At 67.9% G+C, this 18587-nt stretch carries 16 protein-coding genes; 9 read left to right on the top strand and 7 right to left on the bottom strand.

Annotated elements, in window-relative coordinates; all coding sequences use genetic code 11:
• Nucleotides 1-25: 25 nt before the first annotated feature.
• The 5 genes from CJ197_RS12910 to CJ197_RS12890 form a co-directional block, all read right to left on the bottom strand.
• On the bottom strand, nt 26-1018 hold the full coding sequence (locus tag CJ197_RS12910; protein WP_102237152.1) for a restriction endonuclease subunit S: 993 nt from the start codon (nt 1016-1018) through the stop codon (nt 26-28).
• A complete protein-coding gene (locus CJ197_RS12905; RefSeq protein WP_233190938.1) occupies nt 1015-2988 on the bottom strand; it encodes a class I SAM-dependent DNA methyltransferase in 1974 nt (657 codons plus the stop codon). The genes CJ197_RS12910 and CJ197_RS12905 overlap by 4 nt, the downstream gene beginning before the upstream one ends.
• Before the next feature lie 172 nt (nt 2989-3160).
• The gene (locus CJ197_RS12900) at nt 3161-4120 is read right to left on the bottom strand and encodes a carbohydrate ABC transporter permease (RefSeq protein ID WP_102237151.1); all 960 of its coding nucleotides are present in this window, start codon (nt 4118-4120) and stop codon (nt 3161-3163) included.
• Between the two features lies 1 nt (nt 4121).
• The gene (locus CJ197_RS12895; protein ID WP_199173935.1) at nt 4122-5003 is read right to left on the bottom strand and encodes a carbohydrate ABC transporter permease; all 882 of its coding nucleotides are present in this window, start codon (nt 5001-5003) and stop codon (nt 4122-4124) included.
• Between the two features lie 10 nt (nt 5004-5013).
• A complete protein-coding gene (locus CJ197_RS12890) occupies nt 5014-6396 on the bottom strand; it encodes an extracellular solute-binding protein (RefSeq protein ID WP_102237149.1) in 1383 nt (460 codons plus the stop codon).
• Nucleotides 6397-6587: 191 nt separating this feature from the next.
• Between CJ197_RS12890 and CJ197_RS12885 the strand changes: the two genes are divergently transcribed.
• Both CJ197_RS12885 and CJ197_RS12880 read left to right on the top strand, forming a co-directional pair.
• Nucleotides 6588-7610 (top strand): LacI family DNA-binding transcriptional regulator, encoded by a 1023-nt coding sequence (locus tag CJ197_RS12885; RefSeq protein ID WP_102237148.1) that lies wholly within the window; start codon nt 6588-6590, stop codon nt 7608-7610.
• Nucleotides 7611-7736: 126 nt separating this feature from the next.
• On the top strand, nt 7737-9728 hold the full coding sequence (locus CJ197_RS12880; RefSeq protein WP_369801548.1) for a glycoside hydrolase family 2 protein: 1992 nt from the start codon (nt 7737-7739) through the stop codon (nt 9726-9728).
• Between the two features lie 48 nt (nt 9729-9776).
• Here the strand turns inward: CJ197_RS12880 and CJ197_RS12875 are convergent, their stop codons facing one another.
• Nucleotides 9777-10409: a DedA family protein gene (locus tag CJ197_RS12875; protein WP_102237147.1), complete on the bottom strand. Its 633-nt coding sequence runs from the start codon at nt 10407-10409 to the stop codon at nt 9777-9779.
• Nucleotides 10410-10646: 237 nt separating this feature from the next.
• Between CJ197_RS12875 and CJ197_RS12870 the strand changes: the two genes are divergently transcribed.
• From CJ197_RS12870 to CJ197_RS12845, 6 genes are read left to right on the top strand one after another with little or no spacing between them, the layout of a single operon-like run.
• The gene (locus CJ197_RS12870; protein ID WP_102237146.1) at nt 10647-11807 is read left to right on the top strand and encodes an ABC transporter permease; all 1161 of its coding nucleotides are present in this window, start codon (nt 10647-10649) and stop codon (nt 11805-11807) included.
• Nucleotides 11804-12721 carry an ABC transporter permease gene (locus tag CJ197_RS12865; protein WP_102237145.1) on the top strand — a complete coding sequence of 306 codons (918 nt, stop codon included), beginning with the start codon at nt 11804-11806 and terminating at the stop codon, nt 12719-12721. The genes CJ197_RS12870 and CJ197_RS12865 overlap by 4 nt, the downstream gene beginning before the upstream one ends.
• Nucleotides 12721-13809 carry an ABC transporter ATP-binding protein gene (locus CJ197_RS12860; protein WP_102237144.1) on the top strand — a complete coding sequence of 363 codons (1089 nt, stop codon included), beginning with the start codon at nt 12721-12723 and terminating at the stop codon, nt 13807-13809. The genes CJ197_RS12865 and CJ197_RS12860 overlap by 1 nt, the downstream gene beginning before the upstream one ends.
• Nucleotides 13802-14902, top strand: a complete 1101-nt coding sequence (locus tag CJ197_RS12855; RefSeq protein WP_199173934.1) for an ABC transporter ATP-binding protein — start codon at nt 13802-13804, stop codon at nt 14900-14902. Before CJ197_RS12860 ends, CJ197_RS12855 begins: the two co-directional genes overlap by 8 nt.
• A complete protein-coding gene (locus CJ197_RS12850) occupies nt 14899-15204 on the top strand; it encodes a hypothetical protein (protein WP_102237143.1) in 306 nt (101 codons plus the stop codon). Before CJ197_RS12855 ends, CJ197_RS12850 begins: the two co-directional genes overlap by 4 nt.
• Nucleotides 15201-17015: an ABC transporter substrate-binding protein gene (locus CJ197_RS12845; RefSeq protein WP_102237142.1), complete on the top strand. Its 1815-nt coding sequence runs from the start codon at nt 15201-15203 to the stop codon at nt 17013-17015. Before CJ197_RS12850 ends, CJ197_RS12845 begins: the two co-directional genes overlap by 4 nt.
• A gap of 70 nt (nt 17016-17085) precedes the next feature.
• On the opposite strand, the gene CJ197_RS12840 is transcribed toward CJ197_RS12845, so the two are convergent.
• On the bottom strand, nt 17086-17547 hold the full coding sequence (locus CJ197_RS12840; RefSeq protein WP_102237141.1) for a hypothetical protein: 462 nt from the start codon (nt 17545-17547) through the stop codon (nt 17086-17088).
• Between the two features lie 164 nt (nt 17548-17711).
• Between CJ197_RS12840 and CJ197_RS12835 the strand changes: the two genes are divergently transcribed.
• Nucleotides 17712-18557 (top strand): DUF1206 domain-containing protein, encoded by an 846-nt coding sequence (locus CJ197_RS12835; protein WP_102237140.1) that lies wholly within the window; start codon nt 17712-17714, stop codon nt 18555-18557.
• Nucleotides 18558-18587 lie beyond the last annotated feature (30 nt).

Genomic DNA, 18587 nt, shown 5'->3' with positions numbered 1-18587 from the left:
CGACCCCGCCGCCGACTGGGCTATCTCACGCCCACCGAGGCATTCGCTCGACTGCTCGCCGGCGAGCCCCATGTTGCTTCGACGCCTTGACATCGCCATAGGCGGTGGATTGCATTACTTCGACTAGGTACTCACGCGAGGCAAAGGCGTTTGGTGTTAGTCGATAGGTTTTGTCGCTGAGGTATAGTGTTCGTCCGCCGTTTTGGGCTATGGCTGCCGAACCTACGTGATGGATTGATCCGCTTGCGCGGGTGACGATGAGGTCGCCGTCGAGGACTCGACTGCTGTCAGGCAACACTGTGGACGGTAGTAGTTTCTTGTTTGCTTCGGGGCGGAAGATGCCGAAGTTGGTGCAACCTGCTTTTAGGACGCCGGCCTCATCAGCCACAGCTGGGCTCGAATCGGCATCCGGACTGAACCCCTGATCGGTTGCCGACAAGAAACGGCGCAAGGGGCGCGTCTCAGCTTCGAACCTTGACAAAGAGTCACTTAGCTGTGCGTGAACACGCTCGTGAGAAAGTTCCAGCAAGGTGGCCAGGTCCGCAATAAACGCATCGATCTCGGCGGTCTCGTGGTCGAGGTAGTCGGCGATTGCACGCTGAACTGCCAGCTCTGGGTGCGGAACCAGGATTGCGGAGAGGTCTGCTTGATTGAGCTTGTCGCGAGTTGAACCCTTGATGTAGGGGCGATAGTCGATGCTGTTGAGTGCGTACGCAAGAAACCTGTGATCGGCAAACTTGGAAGGCCGAAGGACGTGTACGTGGTTATTCGGCCAGATGGGCTCGTCCGTGGCGAACGCCACGGGACGGATCGGGTCGAAAAATGGGGCTCCGTCCTCACCGATAAGTGTGAGCGGACCGGAGACGAGTGCTCGCTCGACGTGGTCGACAATGCTGTTTGCTCCCCAGTAAGGGACCTCGCCCGGGAACTCGGCACGTTCAGAAGCGTTCATGGGGATGCGCAAGTGGTCGAGGTTGGTCGTGACTCGCCGCAGCTCGACTAGGGGGAATCCGCTCACCCCTTCACCTCCTCGAGCCGCGCCCGGATCCGCCCGAGCACTTCATCCAGGTCCCGGTCGATCTCCTCCAGGGGCCGAGGCGGCACATACTCGTAGAAGTGCCGGGTGAACGGGATTTCCGCACCTTCCTTGGTCTTCGAGTGGTCGATCCAGGCGTCGGGCACCCAGGGCTTCACCTCGCGCTCGAGGTACTCGGCGACGTCTTCATCCCACGGCACGTTCTCGGTGTCCCGCAGCGCCGCATCGGGCAGGGGCTTGCCGGCCTGCATCACGAGCTCGCCCTCGTCGTCATGCTCGGCGAGCTCGCCCAGCACGGCCTTGAGCTGCGCGGCCGTGAGCTTCAGCTGTGCTTCGTCGGCGATCTCGCCCACGCGGGCGCTGAACTCCTTGCGCGAAGTCGAGGTGACGCCGCCATCGGCATCGGCCGCCTTCTCCATCCCGGAACGAAACGCGGCGAGCGCACCCTCGTCGGCCTTCTTCAGCTGCCGGAGCGCCATCACCCGCTCCACACGCGGCGGCAAGAACGCGTAGTCCACCCGCAGCGGGCGCTCCACCGTGATGGTGCGGTAGAAGAAATCCTCCGTGCGGAAGATCTTCGAATGCTTGGACTCCTCGAACGCGTCGAACAGCCGGGTGATCTCCGCGATGTGCTCGCGGCTCAGCTGCTTGCGCTTGGACCCCACGGACTTGCGCATCTTCTCGAACATGCCGGTCGCGTCGATCAGCTGGACCTTGCCGCGGCGCCCGGCCGGCTTGTCCTTGTTCAGCAGCCAGACGTAGGTGGCGATCCCCGTGTTGTAGAACATGTCCGTGGGCAGGCCGATGATCGCCTCCAGGTAGTCCTGCTCCAGCACCCACTTGCGGATGTTCGACTCCCCGGAGCCCGCCCCGCCCGTGAACAGCGGTGAGCCGTTCAGCACGATCGCACCCCGCCCCGCCTGGGCGTTCGGATCACCCGGCTGCGGCTCGCGCAGCTTCGAGATCAGGTGCATGAGGAACAGCGTGGAGCCATCGGACACGCGCGGCAAGCCCGGCCCGAAGCGGCCCTCGAAGCCCCGCACCTCATGCTCCTCGGTCACGATCTTGCGGGACTGCTTCCAATCCACCCCGAACGGCGGGTTCGAGAGCGCGAAATGGAAGGTGCGGCCCCGGAACGCCGGGTTCGTCAGCGTATTGCCCAGCACAATGTTGTCGATCGGCTGGCCCTTCACCACCATGTCCGCCTTGCAGATCGCGTAGGACGCCGGGTTGATCTCCTGCCCATACAGCGAGACCTCCGCCGTGGGGTTCTCCGCCTTGATCTTCTCATCGGCCATCGTGAGCATCCCGCCGGTGCCGGCGGTGGGGTCGTAGATCTCCCGGGCCACATGGTCCTTGCCTAGATCCTCCGCGTGTGCCAGCAGCAGCGTCACCATCAGATCGATGACATCCCGCGGCGTGAAGTGCTCACCGGCCGTCTCGTTCGAGGCCTCCGCGAACTTGCGGATCAGCTCCTCGAAGATGTGGCCCATCTGCTCGTTGGAGACCGCGTTCGGATGCAGATCCACCTTCGCGAAATGCTGCAGCACCTGCAGCAGCAGATCGTTCTGCGCCAGCTCGATGATCCGATCCTCGAAGGCGTACTTCTCGAAGATCTCCCGCACATTGGAGCTGAACGCGCTGACGTAGTCGCGCAGGTTCTCCTCGAGATTGTCCGGATCGCCCTGCAGAGACTTCAGGTCATGCCGGGAGGTGTTGAAGAAGGTGTACTCGTGCCCGGCCCGGTTGCGGAGCATCGCCGCCGGCGGCTCCGGATCCCACTGCGCATCCCCGAGCACCTCCAGCACCCGCTGCTTGGAGGGCGCCAGCACCGCATCCAGCCTGGAGAGCACCGTGAACGGCAGGATCACATCTCCGTACTGATGCTGCTTGTACGTGCCGCGGAGGATGTCCGCCGCGGACCAGATGAACTGCGCGTGATTGAAGGACACGGGATGACGCTCGCTTCCTCGGGGCAAGGCGGGAACGCGCGGCCGCTGCGACGCCGCAGCCACCGAACGCATCAGCAGGATACGTCCCACCTGCGACATCGGGCGGGGCCACTAGGGCAGGGCTACACGGACCCACGCAGCCCCGCCCGCGCCCCGGCTTACCAGCGCTGCGTCACTGCCCGCCGAGCCCCGTCGTCGCGAAGCCCTTCACGATGTGCCGCTGGAACAGGATGAACAGGATCAGCAGTGGCAGCGCGCCGATGATCGCGCTAGCCATCCCCTGCGCGTACTGGATGCCGTAGGCGTTCTTCACCGTGCCCAGCCCCACCGGGATCGTCATCAGCTCCGGGGAGTTCGTGACGATGAAGGGCCACAGGAAGTTGTTCCACGAACCGATGAACACGAAGATCGCCACCGCCACGAGGATCGAGCGGGACAGCGGCAGCACGATCTGCCACAGGATCCGCAGGTTCGAGGCGCCGTCAATCCTGGCCGCCTCCTCCAGCTCCACCGGGACCTGGTCGAAGAAGTTCTTCAGCACGATCACCATCAGCGGCGCCACCACCTGCGGCAGTGCCACACCCAGCAGGGTGTCCGAGAGCCGCAGCAGCTTCATCTGCTCGAACAGCGGCACGATGAGGATCTGCGGCGGCACCATGATCGCCGCGACCGTGAGAGCGAACAGCAGGCGTCGGCCCGGGAAGCGATGCCGCGAGAACACGTACGCCGCCGGGGCGGACAGCGCCAGCGTCAGCACCGTCACCAGCACCGACACCACCGTCGAGTTGAGGATCCAGCGGGGAATATCCCCGGCGGCCAACACGCTCACGTAATGCTCGAGGGTGAAGCCCTCCGATGGCCACAGGCTGAGCGGCGTCGCGGTCGCATCGGCCTCCGTCTTCAGCGAGGTGACCACCGCGAAGGCAATCGGCGTCACCCACAGCAGCGCCACGACGGCAAGGGCGATGAACGCGGCCGTGCGCAGCACCGGCCCCTTGCCGAGGGTCAGATCCCGCATCCGCGCCTGGTCTGCCCGATCCGCATGCCGGTCGGCGCGCCGAAGCGTCGGCCGCATCGCAGAGGTGCCCGTCGCGGGGACAGGGGTGGTCGTTGTGGGGGTGGCGGTGGACATCTCAGGCCTCCTTCGAGGTGCGGCGCATCAGGGCGACCTGCACCAGGGAGATCAGCACGATCAGGGCGAAGAACAGGTATGACACCGCCGCGGAGTACCCCAGGCGGTAGCCGCTGAAGCCCACGTCGTAGATGTACTGCAGCACCACGCGGGTGGAGCCCTCCGGACCGCCGGCGGTCAGCAGGAACACCTGGTCGAACACCTTCATCGACGCCAGCAGCTGCAGCAGGATGATCAAGATGGTGGTGGGGCGCAGCATCGGTAGCGTCACCGACCACAGGCGGCGGAACGGTCCCGCGCCGTCGATCTGGGCGGCCTCATAGACATGCTCGGGGATCGCCTGGATACCCGTGAGGTACAGCAGGAAGTTGAAGCCGATGGTCCACCACAGCGTCACCAGCACGATCGCCCACAGCGCGATCGACTTATCGGACAGCCACGGGATCTGTTCGGCGCCGACGCGGGCCAGCAGCCCGTTGATCAGCCCGAAGTCATTGGCGTACAGCATCCCCCAGATCCCCGTGACCACTGAGACCGGCAGCAGGTACGGTGCGAAGAACGATAGGCGCCACAGCCACTGTCCTGGCAGCCCGGTGGCCACCAGGTAGGCGAGCAGCAGCGCGAGCGCCACCAGCGGGACCGAGGAGACCACCGTGAACACGACCGTGGTCCACAGGGCTCTCCACAGTTCCGGATCGCCGAGCGCCTCGATGTAGTTGTCCAGGCCGATGATGTTCAGCCGGGTGGTCGCCAACGACTGATCGGTGATCGACATCCACAGCCCGTAGACGATGGGCCATAGCAGGAACAGCGCGAAGGAGATCGCATAGGGGACCGCGAACCAGAGGGCGCCGCGGGAGGCAGCGGGGGTGTGTCTGCGCATGGGGGCCTCCTCAGGCCGTCGGGTCGGGGCTGGACAGGAATCCATCGAGCACATCCACGAGCGCTTCGGCGCAGCGGGCAGGCTCGATGGTGCCGCGGAACCCCTCGATGAGCTGCTGGCTCATCCGGTTCTGGAAGTCCGTGCCGGCGCCGGTGAACCACACCGGCGGATCGAACACCACGGTCTCCGCAGCGGCGGCGTAATGGTTCTGCGGCAGCAGATCGCGGTACTCCGCGGTGTCCTGCGCGGGCAGATAGGCAGGGATATGACCCGCGGTGCCCCACTGACCGCCCTGCTGCAGCATCGCGGCGAGGAATTCATACACGTACCGCGTGTGTTCAGGAGAGGTCCCGCGCTGCGCGGGCAGCACATAGGTGTGGGCGTCGGCGTAGTTCGCGGGGGTGCCGAACATCGTCGGCATCGGCATCGCATCCAGATTCTCGACGGCCTCGCGGAACCCGCCGAGCTCCCATTCGCCGGAGAGGATCATGCCGGTGCGGCCGCTGCCGAATGAGGCGAGCGCCCCACCGTAATCCAGGTTGTCCGGCATCACGGTGCCGTCCATCCACGAGTTCACGGCGCTGATCACGCTCGCGGCGGCGTCGATGTCCAGGGCGGCTTTCTTGCCCACCTCGATCTGCGCCTCGCCGCCGGTCTGATGGAACAGCCCCCAGAACAGGCGCCACGCCTGCGCGGTGTCCAGCAGGTATCCGAAGGCGATGCCCTGGGCGCCGGTGACCTCGGCGAGCTTCGCCCCCACCTCCTGCATCTGCTCGGGGGATCCGATCTCCACGGTCCCGTCGGAGGCCAGCACCCCGGCCTCCTCCGCGATCGCCTGATCGAAGAACGCGATGAACGGGTGGGTGTCCAGCGGCAGCGCGAACAGCTCACCGTCATAGGTGCAGCTCTCCCACAGCGCCGGGGTGAAGTCCTCCTGGCGGATCCCCACCTCGGCCAGCAGCGCCGGGTTATATGGGGTGAGCAGACCGCCGGGCGCGTACCCGGGCATGCGCGAGACGTGCATGATCGCGGTGTCCGGCGGGGCCTGCGAGCTCGAGGCCATCGCGAGCTTCGTGTAGTACGGGTTGCCCCAGGACAGGGTGGTGGGGCGGACCGTCAGCCCGTCGATGCTCTCCTGCACCTCGGCGATCATCCCGCGCATGTTCTCGCCATCGGCGCCGCTGAACAGATCCCACACGGAGACCTCGCTCGCTGCGGAGCCCAGCGGGCCAGAGCAGCTGGCGGCGGCGAGCGGGGCGAGCGCTCCGAGGCTGAGCAGCGCGCGGCGGGAGAGGCCGGGGTGGGTGCCAGTCCGTCGGGCGCCGATGGACGGGGTGCCCGCAGCCCGGGAGCCGACCTGCGGGGTGCGTCGAAGGGAATGCAGCGGTGCCATGCGAGCTTCCTTCTGGTCGTCGATGACCGTGTGCAGTAGCGTGTGCCACACGTTGTTCTCACGTGAGAGTGAAGCACTGGAGCCGGGTGCCGGTCAAGACTGGAGGCGTCGGCCGCTGGTGCTGGACCATGTGCTGCGCCAAGCGGGAACCGGTCATGGGGCGGCGGAGCCGCAGGAAGGACGGGTGGGACATGCCGCGAGCCGAGGGCGCGCGCCCGCGCCGCGTGACGATCAAGGACGTCGCCGCGCGCGCCGGGGTGTCCTGGAAGACCGTCTCCAACGTGGTCAACGACCGGCCCGTGGTCAGCCCGGCCACGCGCGAGCGGGTGCAGCGGGCCATCGAGGAGCTCGGCTACGTCCCGAACGTCCTCGGGCGGGATCTGCGCGGCGGGCCCACGCGGCGGATCGCGCTCGTCATCCCCGAGCTGTCCAACCCGTACTTCGCCCTGCTCGCGGAGAAGCTGCAGGTGGCCGCCGCTCGACGCGGCTATGACGTGCAGATTCAGGTGTCCCTGGGGCGCACCGAGGTGGAGCAGCAGTACCTCGAGGGCGTTCCGGGCAGGCCCGTTGACGCCGTCATCATGTCCCCGCAGAAGCTCACCGACCGCGACATCTACGCCCGCACCACCGATGTCCCCCTCGTCCTCCTCGGTGAGCGTGTCCGGGCCGGGCACGGCGTCTCCCACGTCGCGATCGACAATGTCACCAGCGCCGTCGACGTCACCCGCCACCTGCTCGAGCGTGGCTGCACGCGACTGCTGTTCCTCGGCGTGGAAACCCGCCACCTCTCCACCGGCGCCGAACGCCTGCTCGGAGTGCGTGCAGCCCTCCGCGCCGCCGGCGGCGCGGCATCCCTGGTGGGGGAGATCCCGCTGCCGGAGTGGGGGCGGGAGCGGGGACAAGAGGCCACCCGTCGGGCTCTGGCCGAGGGGACGGAGGCCGACGGAATCATCGCGGCCAACGACCTCGTGGCCCTCGGTGCTCTGGCCGCGCTGCGCGAGGCCGGGCGTGCGGTCCCGGCGGACGTGGCCGTCGTCGGCTGGGATGACCTGCCCGAATCCGCGTACGCCGTCCCGGCGCTGACCACCGTGGCGCCGGATCTCGAAGCCCTCGTCGCCGCGACACTCGATGCGGCGCTCGACCCCGCCTCCGGCGGCCAGGAGGTCGTGGTGGGGCACCGGCTGGTGGTGCGCGAGTCCAGCGGGCACCGCTGAGAAACCCCCAACGGCACCCTTGTTAACGCTCGGGATTCCCACGTTGCAATCCGGGGGAAAGTGCGGTTCGATGGATGCATCGCCGCGGAATGGACCGCGCGCAGACCCGCGACCGAGGAGGTCCCCGTGCCTGACCGAGCCCAGCCCGACTCCGCCGCCCAGCCGACCGTCGGCCTCACCGACCTGCTGGATCGCGCCACCGAGCTCGCCACCCACCTCGAACCCCCGCTCTCCGCCGCCGCCGATGTGCCGCGCCCCGAGCATCCGCGCCCCCAGCTGTGGCGCCCCACCTGGCTGAACCTCAACGGCACCTGGGACTTCGAGATCGACCGCGGGGACTCCGGGATCGACCGCGGCCTGCTCACCGAGCCCTACAGCCGCAGCATCACCGTGCCGTTCGCCCCCGAGTCCGAGGACTCCGGGATCGCCGACACCGACTTCCTCGAGGCCGTCTGGTACCGCCGCGTCGTCACGATCCCGGCCGACTGGGCGGGCCGTCGGCCCATCCTCCACTTTGGCGCCGTGGATCATGACGCGACCGTGTGGGCGAACGGCCAGGAGGTCGCCCGGCACCGCGGAGGCTTCACCCCCTTCAGCGCCGACCTCACCGGCATCGCCGCCGCCGGGGATGAGGTGGAGGCCGGGGATGAGGTGGAGATCGTGGTGCGCGCCCGCGACCCGCGAGACGCCGCGCAGGCCCGCGGCAAGCAGGCCACCTGGACAGCCAACACCCACTGCCAGTACACCCGCACCACCGGCATCTGGCAGACCGTCTGGCTCGAAGGCGTGCCGCAGGCCGCGATCCGTTCCCTGCGGATCCTCCCGCAGCTGGCGGCCGACGCCTTCGCGATCGACGTGCCGCTGACGCGCGCGGTGCCCGGCAGCCGCCTCGAGGCGCAGGCCGCCGTCCCCGGCGGGGACGTCGTCGCTGAGGCCAGCATCCGCGCGGACCTCGACCTCGCGCCGCACCTTCAGCTCGTGATCCCCACCGAGCATGTGCGCGTCTGGGCGCCCGGCGCGCCGGAGCTGTACGCCCTCACGATGCGTCTGGTGGACGCCGACGGGCAGGTGCTCGATGAGGTGCACTCCTACGCGGGGCTGCGCTCCACCAGCCTCGATGGCCGCGAGTTCCGCATCAACGGCCGCAAGGTATTCCAGCGCCTCGTCCTGGACCAGGGGTACTGGGCGAGCTCCCTGATGACCGCCCCGTCGGACGCCGCGATCCGCGAGGATATCGCGATCGCGCTCGAAGCCGGGTTCAACGGGGCGCGCCTGCACGAAAAGGTCTTCGAAGAGCGCATGCTCTACTGGTCGGACCTGCACGGATACCTCGTCTGGGGCGAGTTCGGGGACTGGGGCGTCAGCGGGCTCGGACCCGTCGGCCACAACCAACAGCCCACCGCGTCGTTCGTCGCCCAGTGGGTCGAGGCTGTCCAGCGGGACATCAACCACCCCGCAATCATCGGCTGGTGCCCCCTGAACGAAACCCACCAGGCGCTGCACGATGAGATCACCGTGCTCGATGACGTCACCCACGCGATGTACAACGCGACCAAGCTCGCCGATCCCTCCCGGCCCGTGCTGGATGCCTCCGGGTACTCCCACCGCGTGCGCGGCGCCGACGTGTACGACTCACACTCCTACGAGCAGGACCCGCAGGCATTCCGGCGCGAGCAGGCGGGACTGGCCGACGGGGATCCGTTCCTCAACCGTGCGCACCTGCCTGAGCTGACCCGCCCGCACATGGACGGCACCTTCTCCATTCCCTACGCCGGCCAGCCGTTCTTCGTCTCCGAATACGGCGGGATCTGGTGGAACGAGGAAGAGGCCAGGCGCGCCGCGGCTCGGGCCGATGCGAACGGCGGCGAAGGTGTGGATCAGGCTGAGTCCTGGGGCTATGGGCAGCGGGTGCTCGACGTCGAAGAGCTGTACGAGCGCTTCGCCGGGCTCACCGCCGTGCTCATGGAGGACCCCGACATGTTCGGCCTGTGCTACACGCAGCTCACCGACGTGTTCCAGGAGAAGAACGGCGTGGTCGCCTTCGATCGCTCCCGCAAGCTCGACCTCGCGCGGCTGCGCGCGGTGCTCGAGCAGTCCGCGGCGTACGAGAAGGAGTGAGGTCAGGCGGGGCGGTGGTGCCGGGTGCGGCGCCGCCGTTCCCAGCCCTCACCCGGCGTCGGCCGTCTCTTCGCGCTGGCGCCGCCGGTCCCGCAGGCGCTTGGCCAGGAACCCGATCCCGCCGATGATCCCGATCGCCGCGACCACACCCGAATACAGGCGCACGAATCCTTCGAGTGCCTCCCCGCCGGCGATCCCGAAGAAGTAACCGGCCACCACGAACAGGGCATTCCAGATCCCTGACCCCAGGCCCGTGGCCAGGGCGAACAGCCAGACCGGCATGTTCTCGATGCCCGCCGGGATGGAGATGAACGTGCGCACCATCGGCACGAAGCGCGCGATCGCCACGGCGGGAAAGCCGTAGCGGTCGAAGAAACGCATCGCCGCATCCACGTCGCTCTCCTCCAGCAGCGGCAGCCGCTGCACGAGCGCCCGCGTGCGCCGCAGCCCCAGGGCCCGCCCCACGCTGTACACCCCGAGCCCGCCGAGCACCGACCCGGCGGTGGTCCACGCGATCGGCACCAGCACATGCTGGTGGTTCTCCGCCGCCGTCACCCCCGCGAACGGCAGCAGGATCTCCCCGGGAATCGGCGGGAACAGCGCTTCCGCAGCGATGACCAGCATAGTTCCGGGCCCGCCCAGGAACTCCATGACGGCGATCGCCCATGCGGCCAGGTCCATGCTCGCCCCCTCCCCATCGTGCGTGCGAGCGGCATTCTGCGCGGCACGCTACTGACGCGCGGTGGCGAGCAGGTGAACACGAATGGGCGGCGGGGCCCGATAGGGCGGCGTGAGCCGACACCTGTGCCGCGAACCGGGCGCGTGCCGCAGCACGCCGAGTCTCGGGACCGATTATCAGGATGAGTGTGATGTGCTCTACAGTGCCGTCATCGTCGTGCCGTTTCGCTGAGGAGAATGATGAACGCTGATGTTCCGACCCTCCGGGGAGGTCGCGATGCCCGCCCTCCAGAGGACGGCGCTGACCTCAAGGCTCAGGCCGTAGAGGCGCATCCTGAGCCCCAAGCGATCGCACGACGCCGGCGCCCTCTCGCGCAGCGGATCTACCACTCCTACGTTCTGCGCCGACTGGTGCGTGCCGTCTTCGTGATCTGGGTGGTGGCCTCTGGCGTGTTCCTGCTGGTACGGCTGCTGCCCGGCAACCCCGTCGAGGTGTACATCAACCAGCAGATCGCGCTGTACGGCAAGTCCTACGACCAGGCCAGCCGCGAGGCGCTCGCCTACTTCCGCTTCGACCCCTCGACTCCGCTGTGGCGCCAGTACCTCGACTATCTCGGCGGTCTGCTGCGCGGGGACCTCGGCACATCGATCGCCACCCCCGGTGTCGGCGTCGCAGAGAAGATCGCCGAGTACCTGCCGTGGACCCTTTACAGCGTGGGCATGGCCCTGATCATCTCCATCACCGTCGGCCTTCTGCTGGGGATGATCATGGCCTACCGACGCGGCGGGATCATCGACCACGCCGTGTCCATCATCGGTTCCGGCTTCCACGCGATCCCCAACTACCTGCTCGCGATCCTGATCGTCGTGGTCGGTGCCGTGCAACTGGGCGTCATCGATTACACGCGTATGCGCGGCAACGTCAGTCCGGGCGTCTCCCCAGAGCTGTCTTTCCGCTTCCTCTCCGACATCGGCTACCACGCGACACTGCCGATGATCACCTACATCCTCACCACCCTCGGCACCTGGGCGCTCATCATGAAGGCATCCACCACGCAGGTGCTCGGCGAGGACTACGTCACCGTGGCTCGCGCCCGCGGCCTCAAGGACGTGCGGATCCAGACCAACTATGTGGGCCGCAACGCCCTGCTGCCCCTCATCGCACAGATCGCCACTCAGGCCGGCTTCATCGTCGGGGGTGCGATCTTCGTCGAACAGACCTTCTCCTACCGGGGCGTGGGTCTGCTGCTGTTCGAGTCGATCAACTCCCGCGACTACCCGACGATCCAGGGTGTGCTGCTCGTGGTCACCATCACCGTCGTGCTCGCCAACCTCGCCGCTGACCTCGTCAATGCGGCACTCGACCCGAGGATCCGTCTGGGCGAAGGAGGAGCGGCATGACCGCCACGGCACCCTCGGCAGGCACCACTGACGCCCTGCCCACCCAGTCCAAGGCCTCCGGCGTCAGTCCGCTGCGCCGCCTGTTCAATGAGCTCACCCGGTCGTGGTCCGGGTTCGGGGGCCTGTGCCTGGTCGCTGCGATCGTGCTGCTGTCGCTGCTGGGACCGCTCATCATGGGCACGCGTGTGACCGGTGACCCGTCCCGGGCCTGGGAGGCGCCCAGTGCCGAGCACTGGCTCGGTCTCGAAGGCGGTGGGAAGGACACGTTCCATCTGCTGGTCACCGGTGGCCGCACCGTGCTCATGGTCGGCTTCCTCGCCGCCGTGATCACCACCGTGATCGCCGTGTCCATCGGCGCCCTCGCCGGGTATTTCGGCGGCCGCTTCGATGCGCTGATGCTGCAGATCACCGACATCGTCATGACGGTCCCGCAGATTGTTCTGCTCGCCGTGGTGGGCGCCTTCTACAAGCTGGATTCCCCCCTGCTGCTGGCGCTGATCATCGGCATGCTCAGCTGGCCGGTGCTCATGCGGTCCATCCGCGCGCAGGTGCTCTCCCTCAAGGAGCGGGAGTTCGTGGAGGCCGCGCAGCTGCTGGACGTGGGCTGGGTGCGCATCGTCTTCGGCGAGATCGTCCCGAACATGGCCAGCTACATCCTCATCAACTTCATCATCGCCGTCACCAACGCGATCTACGCGATGGTCGGCATGTACCTGCTGGGCCTGGCCCCGCAGAAGGGCTCCAACTGGGGGATCATGATCAACGACGCGTGGACCGCCGGGGCAATGTTCAACCCCGATGCTATGCCGTACATCATCGCGCCGGTGACGATGATCGTGCTGCTCCAGCTGGGACTGATCCTCCTCACCCGCACCCTCGAGGAGATCCTCAACCCCCGACTCAGGGAGCGCTGATGAGCACGACTGTCCCCTCCACCCGCCCTGCCGATGACCGCAGCTCCGCGCCGGACGCCCCGGTGCTGTCGGTGCGGGACCTCGAGGTCGCCTACCGCACCGGGAAGAACCAGCGCGTGCGGGCCCTGCGCGGCGTGAGCTTCGACCTCTACCCCGAGACCTCCCTGGCTCTGGTGGGCGAATCCGGGTGCGGCAAGACCACGCTGGGGCTCGCGCTGCTGCGCCTGCTGCCCACCCTCGGGGAGATCACCGGGGGCAGCATCGAGTTCACGGGGGAGGATGGCCAGCGGCGCGATGTCACCGCGATGACCTCCTCCCAGCTGCGGCGCTGGCGCTGGTCAGAGGCGGCCATGGTGTTCCAGGGCGCCCAGAACGCCTTCAACCCCGTGCTCACCGTCGGCCAGCAGATGGCCGATACCCTGCGCGATCACGCCACCCACCGCATCTCGCGGCGCGAGATCGCCGAGCGCTCCGGTGAAGCGCTGCGCTCGGTGCGCCTGGAGCCCTCGCGTGTGCTCTCCAGCTACCCGCACGAGCTCTCCGGGGGAATGAAGCAGCGAGCCCTGATCGCCACCGGGCTGCTGCTGAACCCGCGCCTGCTGGTGTTGGACGAGCCCACCACGGCACTGGACATCCTCACCCAGCGCACCGTCATTGATCTGCTGGCTGAGCTGCGGGAAATCCACCGTTTCGCGATGATCTTCATCTCCCATGACCTGGCGCTCGCAGCTGAGCTCGCCGACCGCGTCATCACGATGTATGCCGGGACCGTGGTGGAGACCGGCTCCACGCGCGACATCTTCTCTGCACCTCGACACCCCTATACCTCCAAGCTCATCAACGCCGTGCCGCCGGTCAAAGGTGATCTGCCCGAGCTCGCCTCGATCCCCGGTGCCCCGCCGTCACTGGCCACCCTTCCCCCTGGCTGCCCGTTCGCACCGCGCTGCGAGCTGGTGACCGACGCCTGCCGGGAGGCCGAGCCTGCGCTCATCCCGCTCGAGCAGCGCGAGCGGGACATGACCCATGCTGCCGCCTGCATCCACCATGACCAGGTGCATCACGAGAGGAAGGTGATCGCCCGTGCCTGATTCCCGCGCGGACATCGTGCCCGGTGCTGGCACCGAGGCTCCGCCGCTCATCGAGCTCGACGGTGCGTGCCAGGTGTTCCACGTTAAGGGCAAGGACCTCCCGGCCGTCTCCGATGTCTCCCTGGCCGTCGGCGAAGGGGAGGTGCTCTGCCTGGTGGGCGAATCCGGCAGCGGCAAGACCACCACGGCGCGCCTTGCTGCGGGCCTGGCCGCACCGACCTCGGGTGCTGTGCGCTATCGCGGACAGGACCTGCAGGCCATGTCCCGGCAGGACCGTCGCAGCTATCGCCGCGACGTGCAGTACATCCACCAGGACCCGTACGCCTCGCTCAACCCGATCCGTTCGGTGCGCTCCACTCTCTCGATCCCGCTGCGCCGCCACGGCCTGGCCCGCACCCGCGCCGAGGTCGATGCGACCGTGGACGAGCTGCTGACGCGGGTGGACCTCACCCCGCCGGAGAGCTACCGCGAGAAGTTCCCCCACCAGCTCTCCGGCGGTCAGCGCCAGCGCATCTCCGTGGCGCGCGGGCTCACCCTGAACCCGAAGCTGCTGATCGCCGACGAGTCCACCTCGATGCTCGACGTATCGATCCGCGTGAGCCTGCTGAACATGCTCACCCGGCTGCGGAAGGAGGAGGGCGTCGCTTTCATCTACATCACGCATGACCTCGCCCTGGCGAAGTACTTCGCCTGGGAGGGGCGCACCGCGGTGATGTACCTGGGGCGGATCGTGGAAGCCGGCCCCACCCCGCAGGTGATCAACAATCCCCAGCACCCGTATACGAAGGCGCTGCTGGAGGCCGTTCCGGAGCCCGATCCGGACCTGGTGCGCGAGCCCGACCCCGCGGCAGGTCTGCGTAGCGCAGAGATTCCGAGCCTCGCCCACCTGCCGGAGGGGTGCAGCTTCCACCCGCGCTGCCCACTCGCTGAAGACCGCTGCCGACAAGCCGTCCCGCAGCTGCTCACTGCCCCCGGTGCCGCTGCGCAAGAGGTCGCCTGCACCGTCATCACCGATGATGCGGGCGCCGGTCGCGAAGGGAACTCCGCCGCCTCGGGGTCCGTCGCAGCTCCCGCGGCAGGAGGCGCGCCGTGATCGACACCGCCACCCGGGCACTGCTGTCGCTCGGCTGTTTCATCGGGGTCGGGGCGGCCCTCATGCTCCCCCTGACCGGAGCCGGAACTGCAGAGCGGGTCGTCGCGATGCTGGCGCTTCTGCTCGGCGTGGTCGCCGTCGCCGGAAGCGTGCTCGTGCGTCTGCTCCTCGCGCGCCGTGCCGCTCTGCCCTACGAGACCTCGGACGGTGCATCGGCCGCCCGAGATGCCCACCTCCGTCACGATGACGCGGCGGAGCCCCACCACGACGACGATGTCGTCACCACGAAGGAGAACCGATGAGCACCACCTGGAGTCGGCGCGATGTCCTCAAGGCCGTCGGATTGACCAGCGTCGCAGGCGCGGGCATGGTCGCCTGCGCCCCTGCCGAGCCGGACGGCGGCGGGGGAGGCGGCGGTGCGGGAGGGACCTTCCACGCCGCCTGGCCGTTCAACCAGCCGCCCGAGGGGCACTTCAACGTCGGCGCGCAGCCGTACGCGGGGCTGCCCAACGTGGTCCTTGCCGACAGCCCGTACCGGGACCTGCTGGTGCCGCCGTCGGCCCTATGGCTGTGGGCGGACCAGACGTGGGAGTACCTCATCGCCGAGTCCCATGAGCTGGACCAGGACGCCAAGACCCTCACCGTCACGCTCAAGGAGGGGCTGACCTGGAGCGACGGGTCCAAGCTGACGTCGCAGGACTACCTGACCACGTTCTACGTGCAGTTCATCCAGCGCTCGCCCGCCTGGGACTTCATCACCGCCCTCGAGGCGCCCGATGAGAAGACCGTGGTGATCAGCTTCGAGGATCCGCCCGCGGTGCTCGAGCGCTACGTGCTGAAGTCCAACATCATCTCCACCGCCCAGTACGGCGAGTGGGCGGATCGGGCCCAGAAGATCGTCGAGGCCGGCGGAACCATGGACGAGGGGGATGGCGAGAAGCTCGGCACCGAATTCCAAGAGTTCAAACCCGAGAACGTCATCGTCTCGGGCCCCTACGACTTCGACTACGACACGATCACCAACACCCAGCTCACCTTGCGCCGCAACGACAAGGGCTTCAACGCGGACACGGTGAAGTTCGAGACCATCATCGTCTACGCCGGGGAGACCACCGAGGTGACCTCCCTGGTCCAGTCCACCGACGTGGACTATGCGACACACGGCTTCGCCCCGGCCTCGGAGAAGCCCTTCGAATCCGCCGGATACACGATTCTGCGGCCGCCGGTGTATTCCGGCCCTGCGCTCTACCTGAATCAGGGGAAGTTCCCCGAGTTCAAGGACGTGCGCACCCGCCGGGCATTCGCGTACCTGCTGGACCGGGCGACCATCGGCCAGGTCTCCTTGGCCGAATCCGGCATGGCGGTGGAGAACATGGTGGGCTTTTCCGACAACTTCGTGGACCAGTGGCTGACAGACGAGGTCAAGGGCAAGCTCGAGCCCTACGCGCAGGACACGGAGAAGGCGACCGCCCTCCTCGAGGAGGCGGGATGGACGAAGTCCGGCGAAACCTGGAAGACCCCCGAGGGCAAGACCGCGGCCTACGAGATCCAGTTCCCGCAGACCTACGCGGACTGGTCAGCGGCCGGCAAGAACGTCGCCGAGCAGTTCTCCTCCTTCGGCATCGCGGTCACCGCCCGCGCCCTGGATGAGAAGCAGGCGCCGATCGACATCGACAAGGGTGACTTCGAGATGGCGATCCAGGCGTGGGGCTCGTCGGCGCACCCGCACCCGCACTTCTCCTTTGTCACGGACCTGTTCGTCCACAACATCCCGCTGGCGAAGAACCAGGGCGGAAGGGGCTACGACTTCCCCCTGCAGGATGTCGAGACCAGCGAGGGCACGGTGGACCTCGAGGAGCTGGTGACCCGCTCCGGTCAGGGCCTGGACGAGGAGGAGCAGAAGAAGAACATCTCCGCGGTCGCGCTCGCGTTCAACGAGCTGCTGCCGATCATCCCCCTGTTCGAGCGCTACGGGAACAACCCCGCGCTCGAGGGCGTGCGCGTGCAGGGCTTCCCGACGGAGGACGATCCGATCCTCGAGAACGCCCCGTACGCGGACAACTTCGTGGTCCTCAAGATGCTGCGCGGCGAGATCACACCCGTGGAGGGCTGAGCGAGACGACGTGTCAGGCGCGGGGCCCCGGCGACCAGCAGGACGCCGCGGGTCCCGCGCCGCATTCCGATCATGTGGTGGGCTGCCGCGCATCCGCCTTCCGGATCACGGTACGCAGCTCGGTGCCGTGCGCCACGAGCACGACCCCGGCCGCGAACCCCACGCCGGTGGCCAGCAGGTCCAGCGTGTGGAGCAGGGCAGTCAGCGGTACGCCCTGCAGCGCGGCATCCGCCCCGGAGCTGATCAGCAGATTCCGGACGGTCTCGGCGATCGCAGCACCCACCGTCGGCATCGCGACCAGAGGGCTGAACAGCAGCAGCACCCCCGGGGACGCGAGAGAACCCGGCGACCAGCGCGTCGCTGCCGCGATCACCACGAGCACACCGGCCTCGATCAGCCCGGGCCCAATCATGAGCGGCGCGCGCTTCTCGAACAGGGCCATCCGCACAGTGTCCAGGAGCCCCGCAGCTCCGATGCTCAGCATCCCCAGCGCCACCGGCACGATCACGAGCGCCCACAGGGCACTGACCACCTGTGCCGCCAGGCGCCAGAAGGGGCTCTCGGGATCAGGGCGAGAGGATCCGCGTGACGAGGAGGCCGATGCCTGCTCGGCAGTGCTCCCGCATTCCGCACCAGTCCCCGTCGGGCCTGCGTGAACGGCCCCGGCCAGGGCCTTTCCGCGCCTACGATGTCCGCATGAACGCGAGCAGGGCCGCGACAGAAGGCGCCAAGGACGTCGAGAACGCCGCCGAGGATGTCGCGGAGCATCCGATCTTCGAGAACATCGCCCGCGGCGGGTTCGTCATGAGCGGGCTGGTGCATATCCTCATCGGCTGGATCTCCCTGCGCCTGGCCCTGCCCGGAGGCTCCTCGCAGAACGCCGACCAGTCCGGGGCGCTGCAGACCATCTCCTCCGTACCCGGCGGGAACATCCTGCTGTGGATCGGTGGGCTCGCGATGGCGTTGCTCGTGCTGTGGTACCTCGCCGAAGCGTGGTTCGGCGCGAAGTGGGAGCAGGACGCGAAGAAGAAGGCCACCCACGTCGTGAAGACCCACGGCAAGGCCGCGGTGTACGGGGCGCTGTCCTTCACCGCCCTGCGCTTCGCCGCCGGTGGCAGCAGCGACTCCGGCGAATCGACCTCCGAGCTCACCGCCGGGCTGATGGGCAACCCCGGCGGGCGGATCCTCATCGTCGTCGTGGGACTCGTGGTGCTCGGCATCGGCGGCTACCACGTCTTCAAGGGCGCCTCCCGTGGCTTCGAGGACGATATTCGCCCGCCCGAGGACGGCAACATCGGCCGCGTCGTCCTGGTCACCGGCATGATCGGCTACATCGCCAAGGGCATCGCGCTGATCGGCGTGGGGGTGCTGTTCGGCTGGGCTGCGATCGCCGCGGACCCCGACAAAGCCACCGGCATGGACGGCGCCCTGAAAGCCATGACGGATCTGCCCGCCGGCACGATCGCGCTCGGCGTCATCGGCGTGGGCCTCGCGCTCTACGGCATCTACGCAATCGCCCGCTCGCGGTACCAGCCCATGTGACAGGGGCCGACGGGGGCCGACGGGCGCCGA

Source organism: Brachybacterium sp. UMB0905 (genome assembly GCF_002871795.1).
Lineage (GTDB): Bacteria > Actinomycetota > Actinomycetes > Actinomycetales > Dermabacteraceae > Brachybacterium.
Note: the sequence above shows the minus strand (reverse complement) of the source record. Positions and strands in the feature narration are given on the sequence as shown.